At 52.2% G+C, this 16,914-nt stretch carries 14 protein-coding genes; 3 read left to right on the plus strand and 11 right to left on the minus strand.

The window, feature by feature from the left end; genetic code table 11:
* The first annotated feature begins 174 nt into the window (after positions 1 to 174).
* Positions 175 to 1,233, plus strand: a complete 1,059-nt coding sequence (locus tag F0P93_RS11410) for a LacI family DNA-binding transcriptional regulator (protein WP_150876458.1) — start codon at positions 175 to 177, stop codon at positions 1,231 to 1,233.
* Positions 1,234 to 1,241: 8 nt separating this feature from the next.
* On the opposite strand, the gene F0P93_RS11415 is transcribed toward F0P93_RS11410, so the two are convergent.
* The 5 genes from F0P93_RS11415 to F0P93_RS11435 all read right to left on the minus strand — a co-directional run bounded on the left by F0P93_RS11415 (position 1,242) and on the right by F0P93_RS11435 (position 7,274).
* Positions 1,242 to 2,339, minus strand: coding sequence for a cytochrome-c peroxidase (locus F0P93_RS11415; RefSeq protein WP_150876459.1), 1,098 nt, complete (start codon positions 2,337 to 2,339; stop codon positions 1,242 to 1,244).
* A 45-nt stretch (positions 2,340 to 2,384) separates the two neighbouring features.
* The gene (locus F0P93_RS11420) at positions 2,385 to 3,191 is read right to left on the minus strand and encodes an MbnP family protein (RefSeq protein ID WP_150876460.1); all 807 of its coding nucleotides are present in this window, start codon (positions 3,189 to 3,191) and stop codon (positions 2,385 to 2,387) included.
* Between the two features lie 13 nt (positions 3,192 to 3,204).
* Positions 3,205 to 4,401 carry a sialidase family protein gene (locus F0P93_RS11425; RefSeq protein ID WP_150876461.1) on the minus strand — a complete coding sequence of 399 codons (1,197 nt, stop codon included), beginning with the start codon at positions 4,399 to 4,401 and terminating at the stop codon, positions 3,205 to 3,207.
* A gap of 24 nt (positions 4,402 to 4,425) precedes the next feature.
* Positions 4,426 to 6,789 (minus strand): TonB-dependent receptor, encoded by a 2,364-nt coding sequence (locus F0P93_RS11430; protein ID WP_150876462.1) that lies wholly within the window; start codon positions 6,787 to 6,789, stop codon positions 4,426 to 4,428.
* Between the two features lie 110 nt (positions 6,790 to 6,899).
* Positions 6,900 to 7,274 (minus strand): hypothetical protein, encoded by a 375-nt coding sequence (locus F0P93_RS11435; protein WP_150876463.1) that lies wholly within the window; start codon positions 7,272 to 7,274, stop codon positions 6,900 to 6,902.
* A gap of 132 nt (positions 7,275 to 7,406) precedes the next feature.
* Here F0P93_RS11435 and F0P93_RS11440 point away from each other — a divergent pair, with 132 nt between their 5' ends.
* A complete protein-coding gene (locus F0P93_RS11440; protein ID WP_150876464.1) occupies positions 7,407 to 8,603 on the plus strand; it encodes a hypothetical protein in 1,197 nt (398 codons plus the stop codon).
* Positions 8,604 to 8,614: 11 nt separating this feature from the next.
* Here the strand turns inward: F0P93_RS11440 and F0P93_RS11445 are convergent, their stop codons facing one another.
* From F0P93_RS11445 to F0P93_RS11465, 5 genes are all read right to left on the minus strand, one after another.
* Positions 8,615 to 9,529 carry a helix-turn-helix domain-containing protein gene (locus F0P93_RS11445; protein ID WP_150876465.1) on the minus strand — a complete coding sequence of 305 codons (915 nt, stop codon included), beginning with the start codon at positions 9,527 to 9,529 and terminating at the stop codon, positions 8,615 to 8,617.
* Positions 9,530 to 9,574: 45 nt separating this feature from the next.
* Positions 9,575 to 10,447 (minus strand): SDR family oxidoreductase, encoded by an 873-nt coding sequence (locus F0P93_RS11450; RefSeq protein WP_150876466.1) that lies wholly within the window; start codon positions 10,445 to 10,447, stop codon positions 9,575 to 9,577.
* A gap of 494 nt (positions 10,448 to 10,941) precedes the next feature.
* The gene (locus tag F0P93_RS11455) at positions 10,942 to 11,373 is read right to left on the minus strand and encodes a hypothetical protein (protein ID WP_150876467.1); all 432 of its coding nucleotides are present in this window, start codon (positions 11,371 to 11,373) and stop codon (positions 10,942 to 10,944) included.
* A gap of 196 nt (positions 11,374 to 11,569) precedes the next feature.
* Positions 11,570 to 13,657, minus strand: a complete 2,088-nt coding sequence (locus tag F0P93_RS11460; RefSeq protein WP_150876468.1) for a M16 family metallopeptidase — start codon at positions 13,655 to 13,657, stop codon at positions 11,570 to 11,572.
* Between the two features lie 38 nt (positions 13,658 to 13,695).
* The gene (locus F0P93_RS11465) at positions 13,696 to 15,129 is read right to left on the minus strand and encodes a M16 family metallopeptidase (protein ID WP_150876469.1); all 1,434 of its coding nucleotides are present in this window, start codon (positions 15,127 to 15,129) and stop codon (positions 13,696 to 13,698) included.
* A gap of 239 nt (positions 15,130 to 15,368) precedes the next feature.
* On the opposite strand from F0P93_RS11465, the gene F0P93_RS11470 reads away from it, so the two are divergent.
* A complete protein-coding gene (locus tag F0P93_RS11470; protein ID WP_150876470.1) occupies positions 15,369 to 15,707 on the plus strand; it encodes a hypothetical protein in 339 nt (112 codons plus the stop codon).
* On the opposite strand, the gene F0P93_RS11475 is transcribed toward F0P93_RS11470, so the two are convergent.
* On the minus strand, positions 15,704 to 16,885 hold the full coding sequence (locus F0P93_RS11475) for a cation:proton antiporter (RefSeq protein ID WP_150876471.1): 1,182 nt from the start codon (positions 16,883 to 16,885) through the stop codon (positions 15,704 to 15,706). The two genes, F0P93_RS11470 and F0P93_RS11475, sit on opposite strands and share 4 nt — an antisense overlap.
* Between the last annotated feature and the right edge of the window lie 29 nt (positions 16,886 to 16,914).

The following is a 16,914-nucleotide window of genomic DNA, read 5'->3' on the forward strand; positions in this document are numbered from 1 at the left end:
ATACGAAACGGCTCTGTTCGGGAAAATTCCGCTTATTTCCCCCAACTTATGATCCTATTTGTTGCGGCATTAAGCAAAAAAAGTATCTTTCGGCGAAAGAGTGAGAGAAAGGAAAGAGAAACGCATCCCGGCCACTGGCGGTTTGCAACTTTTGCCTGTTCGGAGAGCCAATACATGAAAAAGAAAGAACTTCAGGGCGTTAAGGAAATTGCCCGCCGGGCCAACGTCACCATTGCTACGGTAGACCGCGTGATTCATAACCGAACCGGTGTTTCGGACAAAACACGCGAGAAAATCAACAAAATCATTGAAGAACTGAACTACCAGCCCAACATGCTGGCCCGCCGTCTGGCGTCCGGCAAAATCATCAAGCTGGCGGTTTTGATTCCTTCGGCCACCGAAGAAACCGAATTCTGGGATGCGCCTTTGCGGGGCATTCAGCGGGCCAACACCGAAATCAGCCAGTATGGCCTGCAGGTCGATTTGTTCTTTTTTGACCTCAGCGACCAGCAATCGTTCGTCCAACAGGCCAACGCCATTCTGGAATCAGCGGTCGACGGCATTGTGTTGGCGCCAATGTTTATCAACGAAGCCCGGGAGTTTACGGCGACCTGCGATGCAAAAAGCATCCCGTATGTCTTCATCGACTCGACCATTCCTGACCAGAAAAACCTTTCGTACATCGGTCCTCCCCTCTTTCAGAGCGGTTATCTGGCTGGCAAATTAAGCACGTACGCGCTTCGGGAGAATAGCCAGTTGCTGGTGGTCAACATTGCCACGGCCATTGATAGTTACACCTACAAAGAGACGGAAGAAGGGTTCAGGGCGTATTTTGCCGAACACCACAAGTCATATCCCATCCTGCGGGTCGATAGTCACCAGACCGACGAGCAATCCGTTTTCCGGAACCTTCAGCCGCTGTTCGAAGCCAATCCGGCCATCGACGTGCTGTTCGTGACCAACTCCCGGTCCTTTCTGGTGGCGCGTTTTCTGGAAAAAGTAAAACTGGCGCAAAAACCGTTGCTCATCGGGTATGACCTGATTAAAGAAAACGCCAAATACCTCGACAACGGCCTGATCGATTTTCTGATCTGCCACCAACCCGAAGACCAGGGCTACCGGAGCATCATGACGTTGTACCAGCTTCTGATTTTTTCAAAAGCCATCGAGAAGGAGCAATACATGCCGATCGACATTGTGATGCGGGAAAATCAGGCGTTTTACCGAAACTAACTATTCTTTCAGTCCGGCTGAAAACGGCGGTCGCGGATGTATTCATCATCGGTCAGCGTTCGCAGGAACGCCAGCAGATCCGCTTTGTCGATGGTGGTCAGGGCAATACCGGGTTTGCCGGTTTTCTTCAGCAACGGATCGAGTTGGGGCGTGTCCTGAACGTCGTTGATGTAATGTTCCAATACCTGTTCCAGCGTCTGAAAACGGCCATCGTGCATGTAGGGCGAAGTGCGTTCCACATTCCGCAGGCTCGGCACCCGAAATTTATTGTAGTCATCCAGGTTTAGCGTGATCTGATACCGGCCCAGATCGAAGTCCTTGCTGTTGGCGAGTTGCATCCGCAAACCGTTGTTGCGGTAGCTCTGGTCGGTAAACAATTCGCCGGTGTGACAACCCGAACAATTCGCTTTGAACAAGGTCAAACCCCGCAACTCCGATTCGGTCAGTGAAGCGCCGGTTTCTTTCCGCGAATATTTGTCGTATTTGGAGTTGGCCGAAACCATCGTCAGCATAAACTGCGACAGGGCTTTCAAAAATCGCTCCGTCGTTACTTCCTCCGTTCCGAAAGCCGCTTTGAACAAAGCCGGGTACTGCCCGCTGGTCCGGATTTTCTTCAGCACATTGGCCAGTGAATCGCCCATTTCGACGGGATTCTGAATAGGCGAAATGGGCAACAAATCCAGATCGACAATCCCGCCATCCCAGAAAAAAGCCCGCGTCCAGGCCACGTTCTGAATACCGGGCACGTTTCGGGTGCCAATTTTATCGCCAATGCCGTGGCTGAGCGGGTGGTCATTGTGCGCAAAGGCCGAAAACGACTGGTGGCAAAACGCACAGGTGACGGAACCGTCGCGCGACAGAATTCCATCGTAGAACAGCGTTTTTCCCAACGCGATACCTTCGACTGTCAGCGGATTTTTGGTAAAATCGTAGTTCGGAGGGTCAAAATTGGCCGGTTTTTTCCAGTTGTACGGCGTCGCTTTGAACTCGACGGGTTTGGGTTCCGGCTCAACCGGGCCGTCCTTTCCCGAGTCGTTCTGACAGCCGACCGCGAAACCGTAAAAAACGATTGCCGCCAGGATTGCAACATGTTGCCAACGCGTCATCTTATTTTCCAATTTATTGGATCGCAACTATACACAGGCTGGGCATCAATCGACCTGAACCGTACCGATGCTGAACATCGTCGCGTAATTATTCGCTACATTTTTCGAAGAATCCGATACCATAATCGTCGGTGCTGCCGCAATGCGGAGCGGTTTGACCCCATCGAACACCTTCAGCACATCGGCCTTCACCTGAATATCGGTTTTTCCGTTCACAATGACGTGGGCGGGCTGCGCACCCAGTGCCAACTGTATGGTTCTCAAATTATTGATGGTTTTGGTTTGGTACCCGCCGAACAAACCGACGTGGTAGACGAAATTCCGTTTTCCCGTCGCATCGACCGGCGCTTTGGCTGACGTTCCTTCCAGTTTCAGGAAAATATAGCCCGAATTCCAGTCCCAATACATCCCGGCAGCCGCACCGCCGGGGTCGAGTGCGCCGGTCCGTTTCCCGATTTCCATCGTGTTGCGCAGACTATCCACGCCCACCATAAAGTTGATGCTGGTGTAGTCGCCCACCGGAACATTGCGGAGCAGAACCGTCCGGGAGGCCGGGTTACTCTGCGACGTCAGAAAATAACTGCTGTCCTGCGGAACGACGTATTCCGACCCATCGGCTTTTTTTAGCTTGATGTTACTGATGAAATACGTAAACCGGGAGACGGTAAACGGTTCTCCGCTGCCGTTGGTGTAGGTCGTTGAATCCAGTTTCAATTCCTGCGCACCGACTACGTTATCAAATCTCAGTTGAACCGTTCCGTATTCCGGTTCCAGGGGGTCATTGTGGCAGGCAACCAGAACGGTCAAAAAGAGAAATAAACTCATACCGGAAGCGAGAAAGGTGTTTTTCATACTGAACGTTGCATTACATTGATTCAATCCATCTACTTACGATAACGCTGTTTTGCTGGTCTTTCTTCTGCTCATAGGCGATTAAAAGACCTTTTTTTGTGGCCAGAACCACCGGAAAAGCCGCATTGACATCGGTTGGCGTAAGGTAAGTGATGGGTGAAGCCGTGCCACCGGATACCTTCCGCATCCCGATTCGGGAGATAAACCGGCTCTCGCCAGCCGCATTTTTCACCTCCATCGACTCGTCCCAAACCCAGACCAGTTGCCCGTTGAGCGACGCGATCTGCGGATGTTTCGTTCGCACGGAGACGATCCCCGAAACCAGTTGCGTTGCTCCCAGCCGGGCCAGCTTGATACCGGGCGTTTTTTCTCCCCCCGAAAACCAGGTCACAAACAGATCATTGCCAACCTGCGCCACGTCGGGGCCGGTATGCGGGCAGGCGTTGACTTTCCACTGGTCATCATACACCACTTGTGGGCTGGTGAACGACTGGCCACCGTCGGTCGAAACCGCGTGGCTGATGTCGCGCGCACCGTTGTCCAGCAAATCCCGGTATGCAATGTGAATCTGGTTTTTCGTGTCAACAAAGACGTTGGTTCGGCAGCACTGGCAGGCGTTATCGTCCACCAGCACTTCTTTCCCAAAACCGCCCCCCGGCACCGTTTGGGCGAATTTTACGGTCCGGCCTTCCTTGTTGGCGGTTTTTTCGTCGAGCCACGCAATTCCGATTTCGCCGTTGGGCAGCCGGTTCAGGTTGCTGAACGAGTGACCTTTTCCCGGCGTGGTGTCGCGGTGAACGGCTTTGGGTTCGGTCCAGGTTTGGCCGCCGTCGGTCGAGGTAACATACAGCACATCACCGGCGCGCGGGGCCTCCGCCGTGGGCCGGGACACCTCGAAGGTCGCCAGCACGGTTCCGTCTTTTTTAAACGCCACTTTCGGCATTCCTTCGGCGTGGGTCGAAAAAACCGTCGGCGACTTGATCCGGATTTTTTCACCGAACGTCCGCCCGCCGTCTTCCGAGACGGCATAGTAAAAAGCGACTTTTTCGCCTTCTTTTTCCGTCCAGCTCAACACCGGGTGATTCCGGTGGTCGGTGGTCAATCGGGGCGTCGCTCCCACAAACTGGGGATTCGAAAGCCGGATTTCTTTGGCGGGACGCTCGGCAAATCCAAACAAAAAAGCCGCGACAATCAGGATGCTATTTTTCATGGTCAATACGGTATGCAGTTTAGATCACTTGTAAAAATTATACTGAATCCCACCCACCAGCGTCCGGGGTGCTGCGGGGGTATAGGTAGTTCGGTCGGTGGCGTTGTTGCCGCGCGTGGCCGAGGTCGCGTAGAGTTCGTTGGTAGCATTCATCAGATTGGCAAATACCTCAAACCGCCGGAACGCATACCCCGCCCGCAGGTTGATGACGCTGACACCCCGCCCACCGAACGCGCCCCGGTCGTCATACGAAACCGTGTTGATCTGATTCTGGTACCAGGAACTGATGCGCTGCCATTCCGCCGACATCCGCAACCCTTTGGCCCAACGCGGTTTATACGTCAGTTCGGTGTTGGCCACCCAGCGCGGAGCCTGCGGCATATCGAAGCCGTTCACGTTTTTTACGGCATCGGAAGCCCTCGTACTCAACGCAAAATCGACAAACCGGTGGACGGCATTCGTCCCGCCAAACCGGAAAAACCACTCGCCCGACGGGCGGTAGGTGAGGCTGTATTCGATGCCCCGGTGCAGCGTTTTTCCCGCCGACTGGTAGTCCGTGCTGTTGTCGGGCTGGCGAATGTTGAGCAGTTCGTTGCGCCCTTCCATCTGGTAAACCGCCACGTCGATGTACATTTTCCGGTTGAGCAGCGACGCCCAGCCACCGACTTCGTAGTTGTTGAAATACGCCGGTTGAAGGTTGTAATAAAAGGGCGATTCACCCGGTTGGGCGTTGACGCGTTTGGTAAAAATCGACGTCAGACCCGGCGGTGAAAAACCTTTGCTGTAGTTAGCATACAAACCCTGGTCGCGGCCCAGATCGTAGGTCAGCCCCACTTTGGGCGTAAACTGGCGGTAGGCTTTTCGCCCGGTACTCTGATCCAGGTAATTGTCATAATCGAACGCCATCTGGTCGAACCGTCCGCCGAGTGAAATCCGCAGGGCTGGCAAAGGGTTCAAATCCAGTTGGGCGTAAACGGCCGAGTTGTGAATGTCGGCTGCGTAGTCGGCCAGCAGCAAGTCGGGCCGTTCTTTCACCAGTTTATACTGTTCCACCGATTTTTTGTCGGGTCGTAGCTGCGCTTCCAGTTCAATCTGGTAGGCGTTGTAGGTTGTTGGCGACGCATCGTAGGTTAATCCCGCCATCACCCGGCTATTCCAGAACGGCAGCTTCTGGCTGTGCTGGGCAATGAAGCCATAACTGCGAAAGGCGTTGACGTTGATCTGGCCCGTTGCTTTGGTGGCGCCACTCGTCCAGCGAATGCCGTAGCTGGGGTTCTGGCCAATCGAGTTGTCGCGGTAAAAAGCCGTCAGGTAACTATCGGAGCCGTTTTTCCACTGGTGATCGAGCGTCAGCCGCGAGCGGATTGCTTTCACTTTTCGGTACGTAAAATCCGAGGTCGAGGTGTATTGCCGGTTGTAAAACGCGATGCTGTCGACGCTGCCGCCGGTTTGCGAATTGTAGTCGTTGTAGGAAAACGTGCCGGTCAGTTTGGTACGACCCGTAAACGCGTATTCGGCCCGGCCATTGAACGACACTTTGTCGTAGTCGGACCGGGATTGCCAGCTATTGCGCTGCCGGGCCACAAAACCGCCCGCGTAGACGCCCAGCTTTTTGGTAAGCATTCCGCCCCCGCCATACTGCACCCGGCCATAGCCCCACTGATCGCCCTGAATGCCAACCCGAAACGTCGGGACGGCGGTGGGTCGCTGCGTGATAAAATTGATGGCGCCCCCCACGGCTTCCGGTCCGTAGAGCGACGAAGCCGGACCTTTCACAATTTCTACCGAGCTGACGGTGAAGACGTTCATTTCAATCAGCGCATTGTGGTTGAAAACGCCCATCGGCCGGATCGGAACACCGTCTTCGAGGTAGAGAAAGTAGGCACTGGTGCCAAACGGTTGGCGAATGCCCATGCCGTGTTGCTCGTTGTTGTAATTGAGCATCACCACGCCCGGCGTTTTGTTGATGAGTTCGGCCAGCAAAGTCGGCTTGGTTTCGTCGATCAGCGTGGGCGAAAGCCGGGAAATGGCCACCGGCGCTTCGGTCCGTTTCTGGGCTTCGCGGTTGGCGGTCACAACAATGGTTTGCAGGTTTTCGACGGCGGGAGCCAGGGCAATGCGCAGCGGTTTTTCGGAGGGCGTTACTTCCTGGGATTGAAAACCCACCGCCGAAATCAACAGTTTCAGGGTGGAGGAATTCAATGAAAACCGGCCGTCGGCATTCGTCAGCGTACCGGTTTTGCGATCTTCCGACGAGATAGCGACGCCCGCCAGGGGCTCTTTGGTTTGGGCATCGAAAATGGTTCCCTGAATAAGGGATTGGGCGTATAGCCCAAATGGCGCCAGGATCACGAAAACCGTGACCACGAGCCGGTATAAAAAAGTCATAAAGCGGGTTCGATTTGATGAAATGGACGAGCAAACCGCTGGGAACATCCCATTGGTTAAACCGGGAATCTGTCAGGTTTTGGAAACCTGACAGATCTGACAACAAACCATCAAACCTGCGGTGGCTGAAACAACGAATACCGTGGGGAAGGATACGATCCCGGCAGATAAGCCGGCAAAACCGTTGTCTGAGCAATGACAACCGGTTGAAATAAAAACGGCAAATTCGACTGGTAGAACAACTGAAAATCAGGCGTTTTCTGCACCTGTTCCGTGGTCGCTTTATCCTGCTGCTCCTGTTGAGCGGTCAGTTTTTTGGCGAGGTAACATTGCCCGTCGCAATGCAGCTCCGGTTTGGCGCGATTTTCGCACAGGACTTTGGCAATATACGCCTTGTTGGCATGGTAATACGCAATGGTTCCCCACTGGCTGAACAGAGGCAGCAGAATCGCAATCAGCAGGATGTAAGCCAGTGCAGCGCGCATACGATTTTAAAATCCGCACAATAGTACAAAAAAATGTTGATTCCACCCCGATGTTACCTATTGACTAAATTGATACTATTTTGTTAATTCGCATAGCCACCCGTAGATTCTATCGTAACTGTTTTAACCGAAATGAGATTATTGTGCAATGCACTGATTTTTAGTGTATTTTATTTGTCGTTGTTTCCTGGTTATTCGCAGTTGGCACCTGTCGAGACCAGCGGGGATGCATTGGCGCATGTTTCTTCTCCGACCAGTACGGTCCGGGAAAACCGTCAACGTATATCGGTGGTGGTGGGCATGGAACACCAGCTTTTCCCCTCCTACCTGCTGGCGCGGGCGACTCTTTCCGAAAAAAGCAAAAATTACCGATTGGGCGATGGCGACGGCAATGTGTCGGTTTCGTTTCATAACCCCGGCCTGAACACCTCCGTGCGGGTGGAAGTGGGCGCAACGCCCTTTAGTGAAGCGGCTGTTTACGAAGGCATTTTGCAGGAACCCGACAGGAACTACGAAATAACGCCCCGCATTGCCTGGAATTTTGAGAAACTGCGCGGATTGCTGCAACCTACGCCGGTTAATTTTACGGTTACGACCTACATCAACAACGAAAAAGTCGGTCATCGGACGGTGGTGGCCACGATGCGTTCCGTTAACGATTGCCCGTATTATTGGGAAGACGACGAAACCGGAACCGGTGATCTGGATCTGAATTACATGTACGTGGCCTACATCAACGAGGATGATCCGGTTGTGGACGAAGTGTTGAGTCAGGCCCTGCAAAATGACATTGTGGATGGCTTCGATGGCTACCAGACCGGCGACAGAAAGCGGGTCGATGATCAGGTTTTTTCCATCTGGTATGCACTACAGAAACGGGGCATTCGCTACAGTTCGATCTCAACCAATTCAAGTACCGGCATTTCACAAAACCTCTATAGCCAGCGCATTCGGACGATTGACCAGACCTGGAACAATCGGCAGGCCAATTGTGTCGATGGCATGGTGTTGATGGCGTCGGTGCTGCGTTCCATTCACATCGACCCGGTTCTGGTGTTGCTGGCCGACCACTGCGTGCTGGGCTACTACCGCGACGCCGAACACAAGGATCTGGCCTGTCTGGAAACCTCGATGATTGGCGATGTCGATTTACGGAAAATCATGTCCGTTCGCCGTCGGAAAGCTTCCCGAAAACTCTTCACCGAAGCCCGCCAGCGCGCCCAGCGGCATTACCGCACCTCCAAAGACGCGTTCGACAAAGACCCCCGCTACCGGTTTATCGTCGTCGCCGATGTCCGGAAATCGGGAATCCGGCCGATTGGGCGGTGATCGCCACGGCTTTACTGGAACGAATGGCGAAATTCCAGCGGAGAGACATTCGTCTTGCTCCTGAACAACTTACTGAACGACTGGGGATGTTCGAACCCCAGCCCATAAGCGATCTCACCAATCGACAAAGTCGTTGTCGACAGCCTTTCCTTGGCCTTTTCAATGAGTTTTTCGTGAATATGCTGCTGGGCGTTTTGCCCGGTCAGTGCTTTCAGCAGACTGCTCAGATACGTGGGCGATAGATGAAGTTGTTCAGCCATATACCCGACCGTTGGCAAGCCGGTTTTCAGTCGCTCATCGCTGGCAAAATAAGCCGCAAGTACGGTTTCAAACCGGTCCAGTAGTTCGTGGTTGGTAATTTTCCGGGTGATAAACTGCCGCTGGTAAAACCGGTCGGCATACTTGAGCAGCACGTCGAGCTGAGCCACGATGATGTTCTGGCTGAATTTGTCGATGGGAGCCTGGTATTCCTGCTGAATCTGCTGGATGATGCCGACGATCACGGACTCCTCCTTTTCAGACAAAAACAGGGCTTCACGAATGGAATAGTCGAAATAGGCGTACTGGCGGATTGTTTTAGACAGAGGTGTATGCCACAAAAAATCAGGATGGATCATCAACAGCCAGCCGCGGTGTTCAAGGGTTTCATCAGCCGCAACCGCCAGCACCTGACCGGGCGCTAAAAAAACCATCACCCCATCGTCGAAATCATACGCCTGTTGCCCGTATTTCAGCCGGCCGTTGAAATTCCGTTTGAGCGCAATCGAATAGAAGTTGTTGACGAAGCTTTTCGGCTTGTCAATCCGCTTTGGCCTGATATCGTCGAACCGGACTACACTGATGAGCGGATGGCCCGGTTTGGGAAGACCCGCGAATTGATGATACGCGGAGATGGTGTCGATGCGGTGAAGCGGTTCAGTTGACATTCTTCGATGGGTTTATGGCCTGGTTTGCACCAAGTAAAAGCCAGATTACGCCTGTTTCAGCTTATACAACACCCTTAACCCGTCTTTAAGTCCAGTCGGTTTTCGACCCAGCAACTTTTCCAGGTCGGGACTAATGATGTCTTCCTGGCCATTGGCGATGTCGGTGATAAACCCGGTGATTCGCCGGGCAACGACCTCAGGCAAACCGCGTCCAATTAGCTGCGCTTCAAAGGTGGCTGGCTCCGCTGGCGTGTAGGTGACGGACTTGACTGAGAGATCGGTCAGGGCTGCGGCTACGTCATAAAATGAGCACGACTCACAGCCCGTCAGCCGGTACGTTCGGTTGCTCTCATCGTTATTGACCAGCGCATTCGCAATCGCTTCGCCCATCTCGCTGCGGAGAGCAAAGGCAACCCGGCCCTGATCGGCCGGTACGTTGATACCACGCTCGAAAACGGCGTCGCCACCCACAAACTGCGGAATCGCATCCAGATACAGGATGTTCTGAAACAGCGTGTAGGGTATTCCACTGGCTTTGATATACTCCTCGGTCTGAAAGTGGCCTGCCATCAACCGGTTCACCAGCGTCGCCGGGTTTTTCAGCGCCCGACTGGTGTAGGCAATCCGCTGAACACCAGCTTTTCGGGCCGCATCCACGACATTCTGGTGCTGGCGAACCCGGTTTTCCTCATCCGTACCTGCAATCAACAGAACCGTTACGATACCCTGCATGGCACTATCTAGGGCGTCAGGATCGTCATAGGTGCCAACGCGTAGCGTCACACCCTGTTTCAGCAAAGGGGCGGCTTTGGTTTCGTCCCGCACAAAGGCGGTAATCTGGCTGGCTGGTATTTTTTGAAGGAGTTGGTCAATGACGGCAGTGCCTAGCTGGCCTGTAGCTCCGGTTATTAAGATCATGGTTATGCTCTATTGGTTAGGACAAAGGTCCGCCCTTTCCAATGAGCAAACGTAGCCGAATTTGGGGTTGTTGTAGCCGAATTAATTATTTGGGAATGGAAAATCTTATGATTAGTTAATTCTAAACCCACTGTTTGATTTCCGTTAGTAGATGATCCATCAACTCTAGAAAAACGCGAACTATGAGATTATTGGCCGCGTAGCGGACTGATGTTTGTAGCAAAACCAATTGCCTGATCCCTCCCGCGTGCCTTTAGGTACGCAATCTCCTGGACCTGCTGCGTACCTAAAGGCACGCAAACATATCGTGCCGCTGGCACTTAATTAGCTCATAATCAATTTGTAAATCTAATAGTTCGCTTTAAAAAAGAACGCCTTGCAAAATTGTAATTGAGACGACGATAGGTAGTGATTTGTGCTTCGCTAAGGCTTGAGGAAGTAAGCTTGTAAGAGTGTACACCATGAGACGTAATTTATCTAGTTCTATGGCTTTTCTACTTATCCTCAATATCCCGGGTATCTCCAGGCAGAATTGATTTCCGAAGGATGCTGTTTAGTGGCATTCCTTGTTGAGTTTGCACGATCAACCGCTTTATTTCAGAACGGTTGATGCCGGGCCACAGTACATAAAAACCACTACCGATATCCTCTTCTAACCCTAATCTATTTTCGTCCTTAAAATACCACATGGCTTCGCGTTTATACGCGCCGTTTTCAAGGTACGAATATTCTATTTTATACATATCTGTGGTGATCCAGTAATACCAAAAATGCAGATGTTCCAATGCTTTTGCATGAGCAGCCGCTCTGGTTGGGAACCCTCCAATAGAATGATAACCAAACTGACTGCATTGCCAAACAAGCAGTACAAGTGGCAAGAAGATCACTAAGAAACGCATCAACTTTGTTTTAAAAGCACCAATCATGTGGCATAGTTATCAAATAGCTCACTCGCAATCGACCGGAACAACTGTTTCCCAAAAACCGTATTCGGGATGCCAATAGAAGCGTATCACTTTCTGTTACCAGTCAGGAATGGTAAGCTTATACTAAAAGTTTACGGTGGCTAACGCACAAAAAAGCACGCGCCAGCCACCGTAAACCGAAAACCATAAACCGTGCTTACTGCACCGCAAACTCCTTGTCATCCAGCCCGGTGTTCACCACCAGCGACTGGGTTTCCATCTTCATCACCATCGGCCCGAAGTTCTGGGTCAGGGTGTGCGGGAACTTCACGCCGTTTACTTCTTTGTAATTGCTCAGACCGGTGTTGATGGCCATTTCACCCTGCGGAGTCTGCTCAATGGCCGTGTGCTGCACTTTCAGGCCGGTTTCGGTATCATAAAACTCCGAAATGGTCTTTTTGCCCAGCGTCACGTCAATTTTGAAGGCGTCTTTTCCATTCACTTTCTCCGTGCCGGCCAGCGTCGTTTTGGCTCCCAGCGTCGGATACAGCAATTCAGCGAAAGCGGCATTCTTCAGAATTTCCATCTTGGCTTCTTCGTCCGTCACGTTTTTCGACTGGCCACTGCCTTCCATTTTCACTTTCGTGCCGTCGGAAGTCACTTTCTGCACTACCTGACCCTGGGCCGTTACGGCCAGCGAAAACTTGTTCAGCCCTTTTTGCTTGCTTTCAATGTCTATTTTCGTGCCCTGAATCTCGGTCGTCAGCTTTTGGGTGACATCCTTGATTTTCGCAATAGCGTCTTTCCCGCCGATCGCAGTCACGTATTTTTCGATCACCTGATCCGCCGTCACACCCACCGGCGTGGTCGTCAGTTTGCCGGGAGCCGGTGCGTCCACTTTCGTGCCGTTAACATCATAGTAAACAACGTCGCCAAACCGTTTCAGTTTATCGGCCACTTCGGAAGCTTTTCCCACCACTACCACATAGGCGTGTTCCGGATCGATCAGCTTGGCAGCTGACGCTTCAACCTGATCTTCCGTGACGGCATCGACGTTTTTCAGGTAATTAGCGAAAAAGTCTTCCGGCAAATTGTACCGGGCGGTATTGATCGCAAAATTGGCAATCGTCTCAGGGTCTTCCAGCGTAAAAATGAAATTGCCGGCAAACGTATTTTTCGTACTTTTCAGTTCTTCAGCCGTCGGCTTCGAACTCCGGATCGCTTTCAGTTCCGTCATAAATTCCGCTACGGCGCTGTCGGTCACCGCATTCCGCACGTTGGCGTTGGCCCGGAAGCGGCCCACCAGCCGGTCGCTCGTCAGCGAGGAATACGCGCCGTAGGTATACCCGTGTTTTTCGCGCAGGTTGTTATACAAACGGGCGTTGCCACCGCCACCGCCCAGGATGTCGTTGGTCAGGCTGGCCTGAATCGACTCGGGCGTATACGGTTTCAACAGAACCGGATGCGTGATGTAGACCACCGACTGCACCGAACTCGGCCGGTCGATGAGCGCAATGGTCGTTTTGGCGGGCGGTTTTGGCGTTTCATAGCTCGGTTTCGGAACCTCGCCCGGCTGCCATTTGCCAAAGTACTTCTCCACCATCGGACGTGCTTCTTCCGGCGTAATGTCGCCCACCACGGCCAGATAACCGATGTTGGGCCGGTAATAGGTTTCGTAGAATTTGCGGCAATCTTCAAGTGTAATCCGGTCAACGGTTTCTTCCGAATCCGGCTCACCGTACGGGTGGTCTTTGCCGTAAACCAGCATGCTGCTCACCCGCGTGGCAATGGCCGCCGGATTGTCTTTCTGCGACGCCAGCCCGGATTTGGTCTGTTTTTTCAGCTTGTCCAGTTCTTCCTGCGTAAACTTCGGATTCAGCACCACATCCGACATCACTTCCAGCATTTTGGGCGTGTGCTTTTTCAGCGACATCGCATAAACGCCGGTTGGCGAGGTGTTCAGGCTGCCACCGATGAAATCAACCGCTTCGTCAATCTGGTCTTTTGTCCGGGTTTTCGTCCCGGTTTTGATCAACTGGCTCGCAATGCTGACGTACCCCGCCTTGTCGCCTTCGCGGATGGGCAGGTAGTCGAACAGCAGACTGAAACCGACGCGCGGCAGTTTATTATTTTGTACCACGAACACTTTCAGGCCGTTAGCGAGCGTAAACGACACAGGTTTGCCCACTTTAATGACCGGTGCCGGAGCATCGGCGGGCAGTTTTGACCGGTCAAGCGTTTGCGCCTGCACCGACAGACCAAGAGCCATCAAGCCCGCAGCCAGGATATAGTTTGCTTTCATCATTCCTTTTTCAGAATTCAATATTCGTTATTCACTATTCATTATTCCCCTTTACTTTCCTTCTTCGGCTCCATCGCCTTAGGCAGATAATACAACACCACGCGGTTTTCTTTCGTGAGGTATTTGTTGGCCACCCGGCGCAGGTCTTCCTTCGTCACCTTATTATACCGCTCCAGTTCCGTGTTAATCAGGTTAGCATCACCCAGATACATTTTGTAGTTGGCCAGACTTTCGGCAATACCGGCGACACCCGCGTTCTGGTTCACGAAATTGGTTTCAATCTGGTTTTTCACCTTCTGAAATTCGGCATCGGTAACCAGGGTTTTCTTCAATTTCTCAATTTCGGCGTTCATACCGGCTTCCAGGTCTTCGGCTTTGACGCCCATGTTGGCAATGCCGATGGAGATAAACAAACCGGGGTCTTCAGTGGAGAGGGGAAATACACCGGTCTGAACCGCTTTCTGCTGTTTATCAACCAGTTCCTTGTTCATCCGGGAGCTTTCACCGGCGGCAAGCAGGGTTTGCAACACGTCCAGCGCGTAATAATCCGGATCACCCTGGGCGGGCATGTGATAGGCCTGGAAAACGCCCGGCAGCGAAACGTTGTCGTACACGATGTCACGTACTTCGGTTTTCTGAACCGGCTCTTTTACGGTCGGACGATACGGCGTTTTCGTTCCTTTCGGAATTTCGGCAAAATATTTCTCAATCAGTTTTTTTGTATCCTCGGGATTGATGTCACCGGCGATGGACAGAATGGCATTGCCCGGGATGTAAAACTCCTTGTAGAAATCCCGGAATTCATCAATTTTGGCCGCATTCAGGTCTTCCATCGAGCCAATGGGCGCCCATTTATACGGGTGTACTTTGAACGCATGGCTCAAAACCTGCGGAAAAAACGTGCCATACGGCTGGTTTTCATACCGCTGCCGCCGTTCTTCCTTCACCACTTCGCGCTGGGTTTCAACGCCTTTTTCATCGACTTTAGCGTGCAAAAGCCGCTCCGATTCCATGTATAGGCCCAGTTCCAGTTTGTTAGAAGGCAGGATTTCGTAATAGAACGTCCGGTCGGTAGAGGTGTTGGCGTTTAACTGTCCTCCGGCCCCCTTTACGATCTTCATGTATTCCCCGCGCTTGATGTTATCGGAACCTTCAAACATCAGGTGTTCGAAAAAGTGCGCAAACCCTGAACGCCCCGGCTGCTCGTTTTTCGAGCCGACGTGATACATCATGGTCACCGCTACCAAGGGCGTTGTATTGTCCTGATGCAGAATGACATGCAAACCGTTCGGCAAATCGTATTCAGTAAATTTGATGCGTGCCGCCGACTCGGTCGATGGGCTTTTCGGAGCGGTCGAAACCGTGGCGGCTGGCTTGGGAGCAGGCCGGTTTGGGGTCGATTTCTTAGGCGTTTGCGCCACCGCCGACCAGAGCAGGCACTGGCTTAACGCAACGTAAAGCACGGTTTTTTTCATAGAGTAAGAACACTAAAATGTAGGTTATGACAACGCCGGCAACCCGGTCTTTCTCAAATATACAATGTTTTTTTCGGAGGGAAACAGATCGGAAATAACCGGTGTGTAAAGTTTGTCAAAAGGCTGAAAAGGAATGGTGAGCGGTTTTATTTTGTTACCTGAACGACTTACCTTACCCATTAGCAGACAACGAATGGGACGTCAGGAAAGGCCTTCTGTTTTCTTTTTAAAATTGCTTTATGATCATCGTTCGCGTACCGTTTTTGTGGGTCAGTGGCATGGCACTATTTCCGTTCGTATTGGTACGGACGAAACGCCCGGATGCGGTCTTGCTCCACCACGAACGCATACACCTTCGCCAGCAACTGGAACTGGGCCTACTCCCCTTCTACGTCTGGTATTTGCTGGAATACCTGATCCGGCGCTGGCAATACACCCATCATTATGATGCGTACCGTAACATCAGCTTTGAGCGAGAAGCCTTTGACAATGAGCACAATCTGACGTACTGGAAAACGCGGAAATGGTACGGTTTTCTGGCGTATCGTACCGACAAACCGCCGGGCGGTGCTGTTTAGTCTGCAGGGGTGTCATGCCGGTAACTGATGACGCCCACCATCATCACCAACGCCGTCAACAGCACTACGGCCATCAGAATCCCGTCGCGGAAACCCACCAGTTTGAGGTTATCGGGAATGCTGAGGTACAGCAGCACCGTGATCAGCCCGCGCGGGGCGATGAAAACCACCGGATTGATGCTGCCCGGCAACGACAACCGCAACACACCCGCCCGAACGGAGTAGAGAATCAAGAGGAGTAAAAAGCCAACAATCAGAGCATCAGGCTCGATCAGGGTGTAGAAATCGGAGGCATACCCGAACAACAGGAAGAAAAATGTCCGGACAATGAAGGCTCCCTCCGCCGTCAGGTTTTTAAACTGATCCAGTTCTTTTTCGAACAGCTCATTTTTAAAGATTCGGTCGAGCCGACCCCGGATGAACAGTTCGGTGTTGTTCAGGAATAACCCAAAAACCAGAATCAGCAAAAGCGGGGAAAGCTGGTAAATCCGGCTGACGGCGTAGACGAGAAAAAGAACCGAAATGATCGGCAGGAATTTGATCCGATGGCTGATTTTACTGATCAGATACAGCAGAAAAAAGCAGCAGATCAGGGAGATAATCACCATGATGAGGGTGTCTTTGGCAAACGACAGAATCGATAGAATGCCACCGGAAGCGTTGTATACCAGAAAATTAAAAATCATTACTCCTAAAATATCGGACAGCGATGATTCGTAAACGACAAATTCCCGACTCGTTGGGTTCAGGTTGTTGCTGCCCGGAACAGCCACGGCACTACTGATGACGGCAAACGGCGTGGCCGCTACTAGGCACTTGAAAAACGATGCTTCCATCAGCACGTAAAACAGCGAGGCCATGAGCAGCGACGTGACCAGGATGGACGACAGCGACGCCCAGAACGCCCGGCGGATCATTCCCAGTTTCTCCCCCGTCAACTCCAACTCCAGTGCGCCTTCCAATACGATCAAAATCAGCCCCAGCGTCCCCAAAGTCGGCAAAATGGTGTCGACATACGGCAGTTGAAACGCAAAATAATTCGTCACCTGCCGCATCAACATGCCCGACGCCAGCAGCAAAATCACCGACGGCGTTTTGTATCGGCTGCTGAGCAGGTCGAACACGTACGAAAGGAGAACCGATAAACTGAAAATAATAATCAGGTACGAGGTATCCATGCCGTCGAGTTTCAGTGCAAAGCTTGCAA

This window comes from Larkinella humicola (assembly GCF_008727875.1).
GTDB classification, from domain to species: domain Bacteria; phylum Bacteroidota; class Bacteroidia; order Cytophagales; family Spirosomataceae; genus Larkinella; species Larkinella humicola.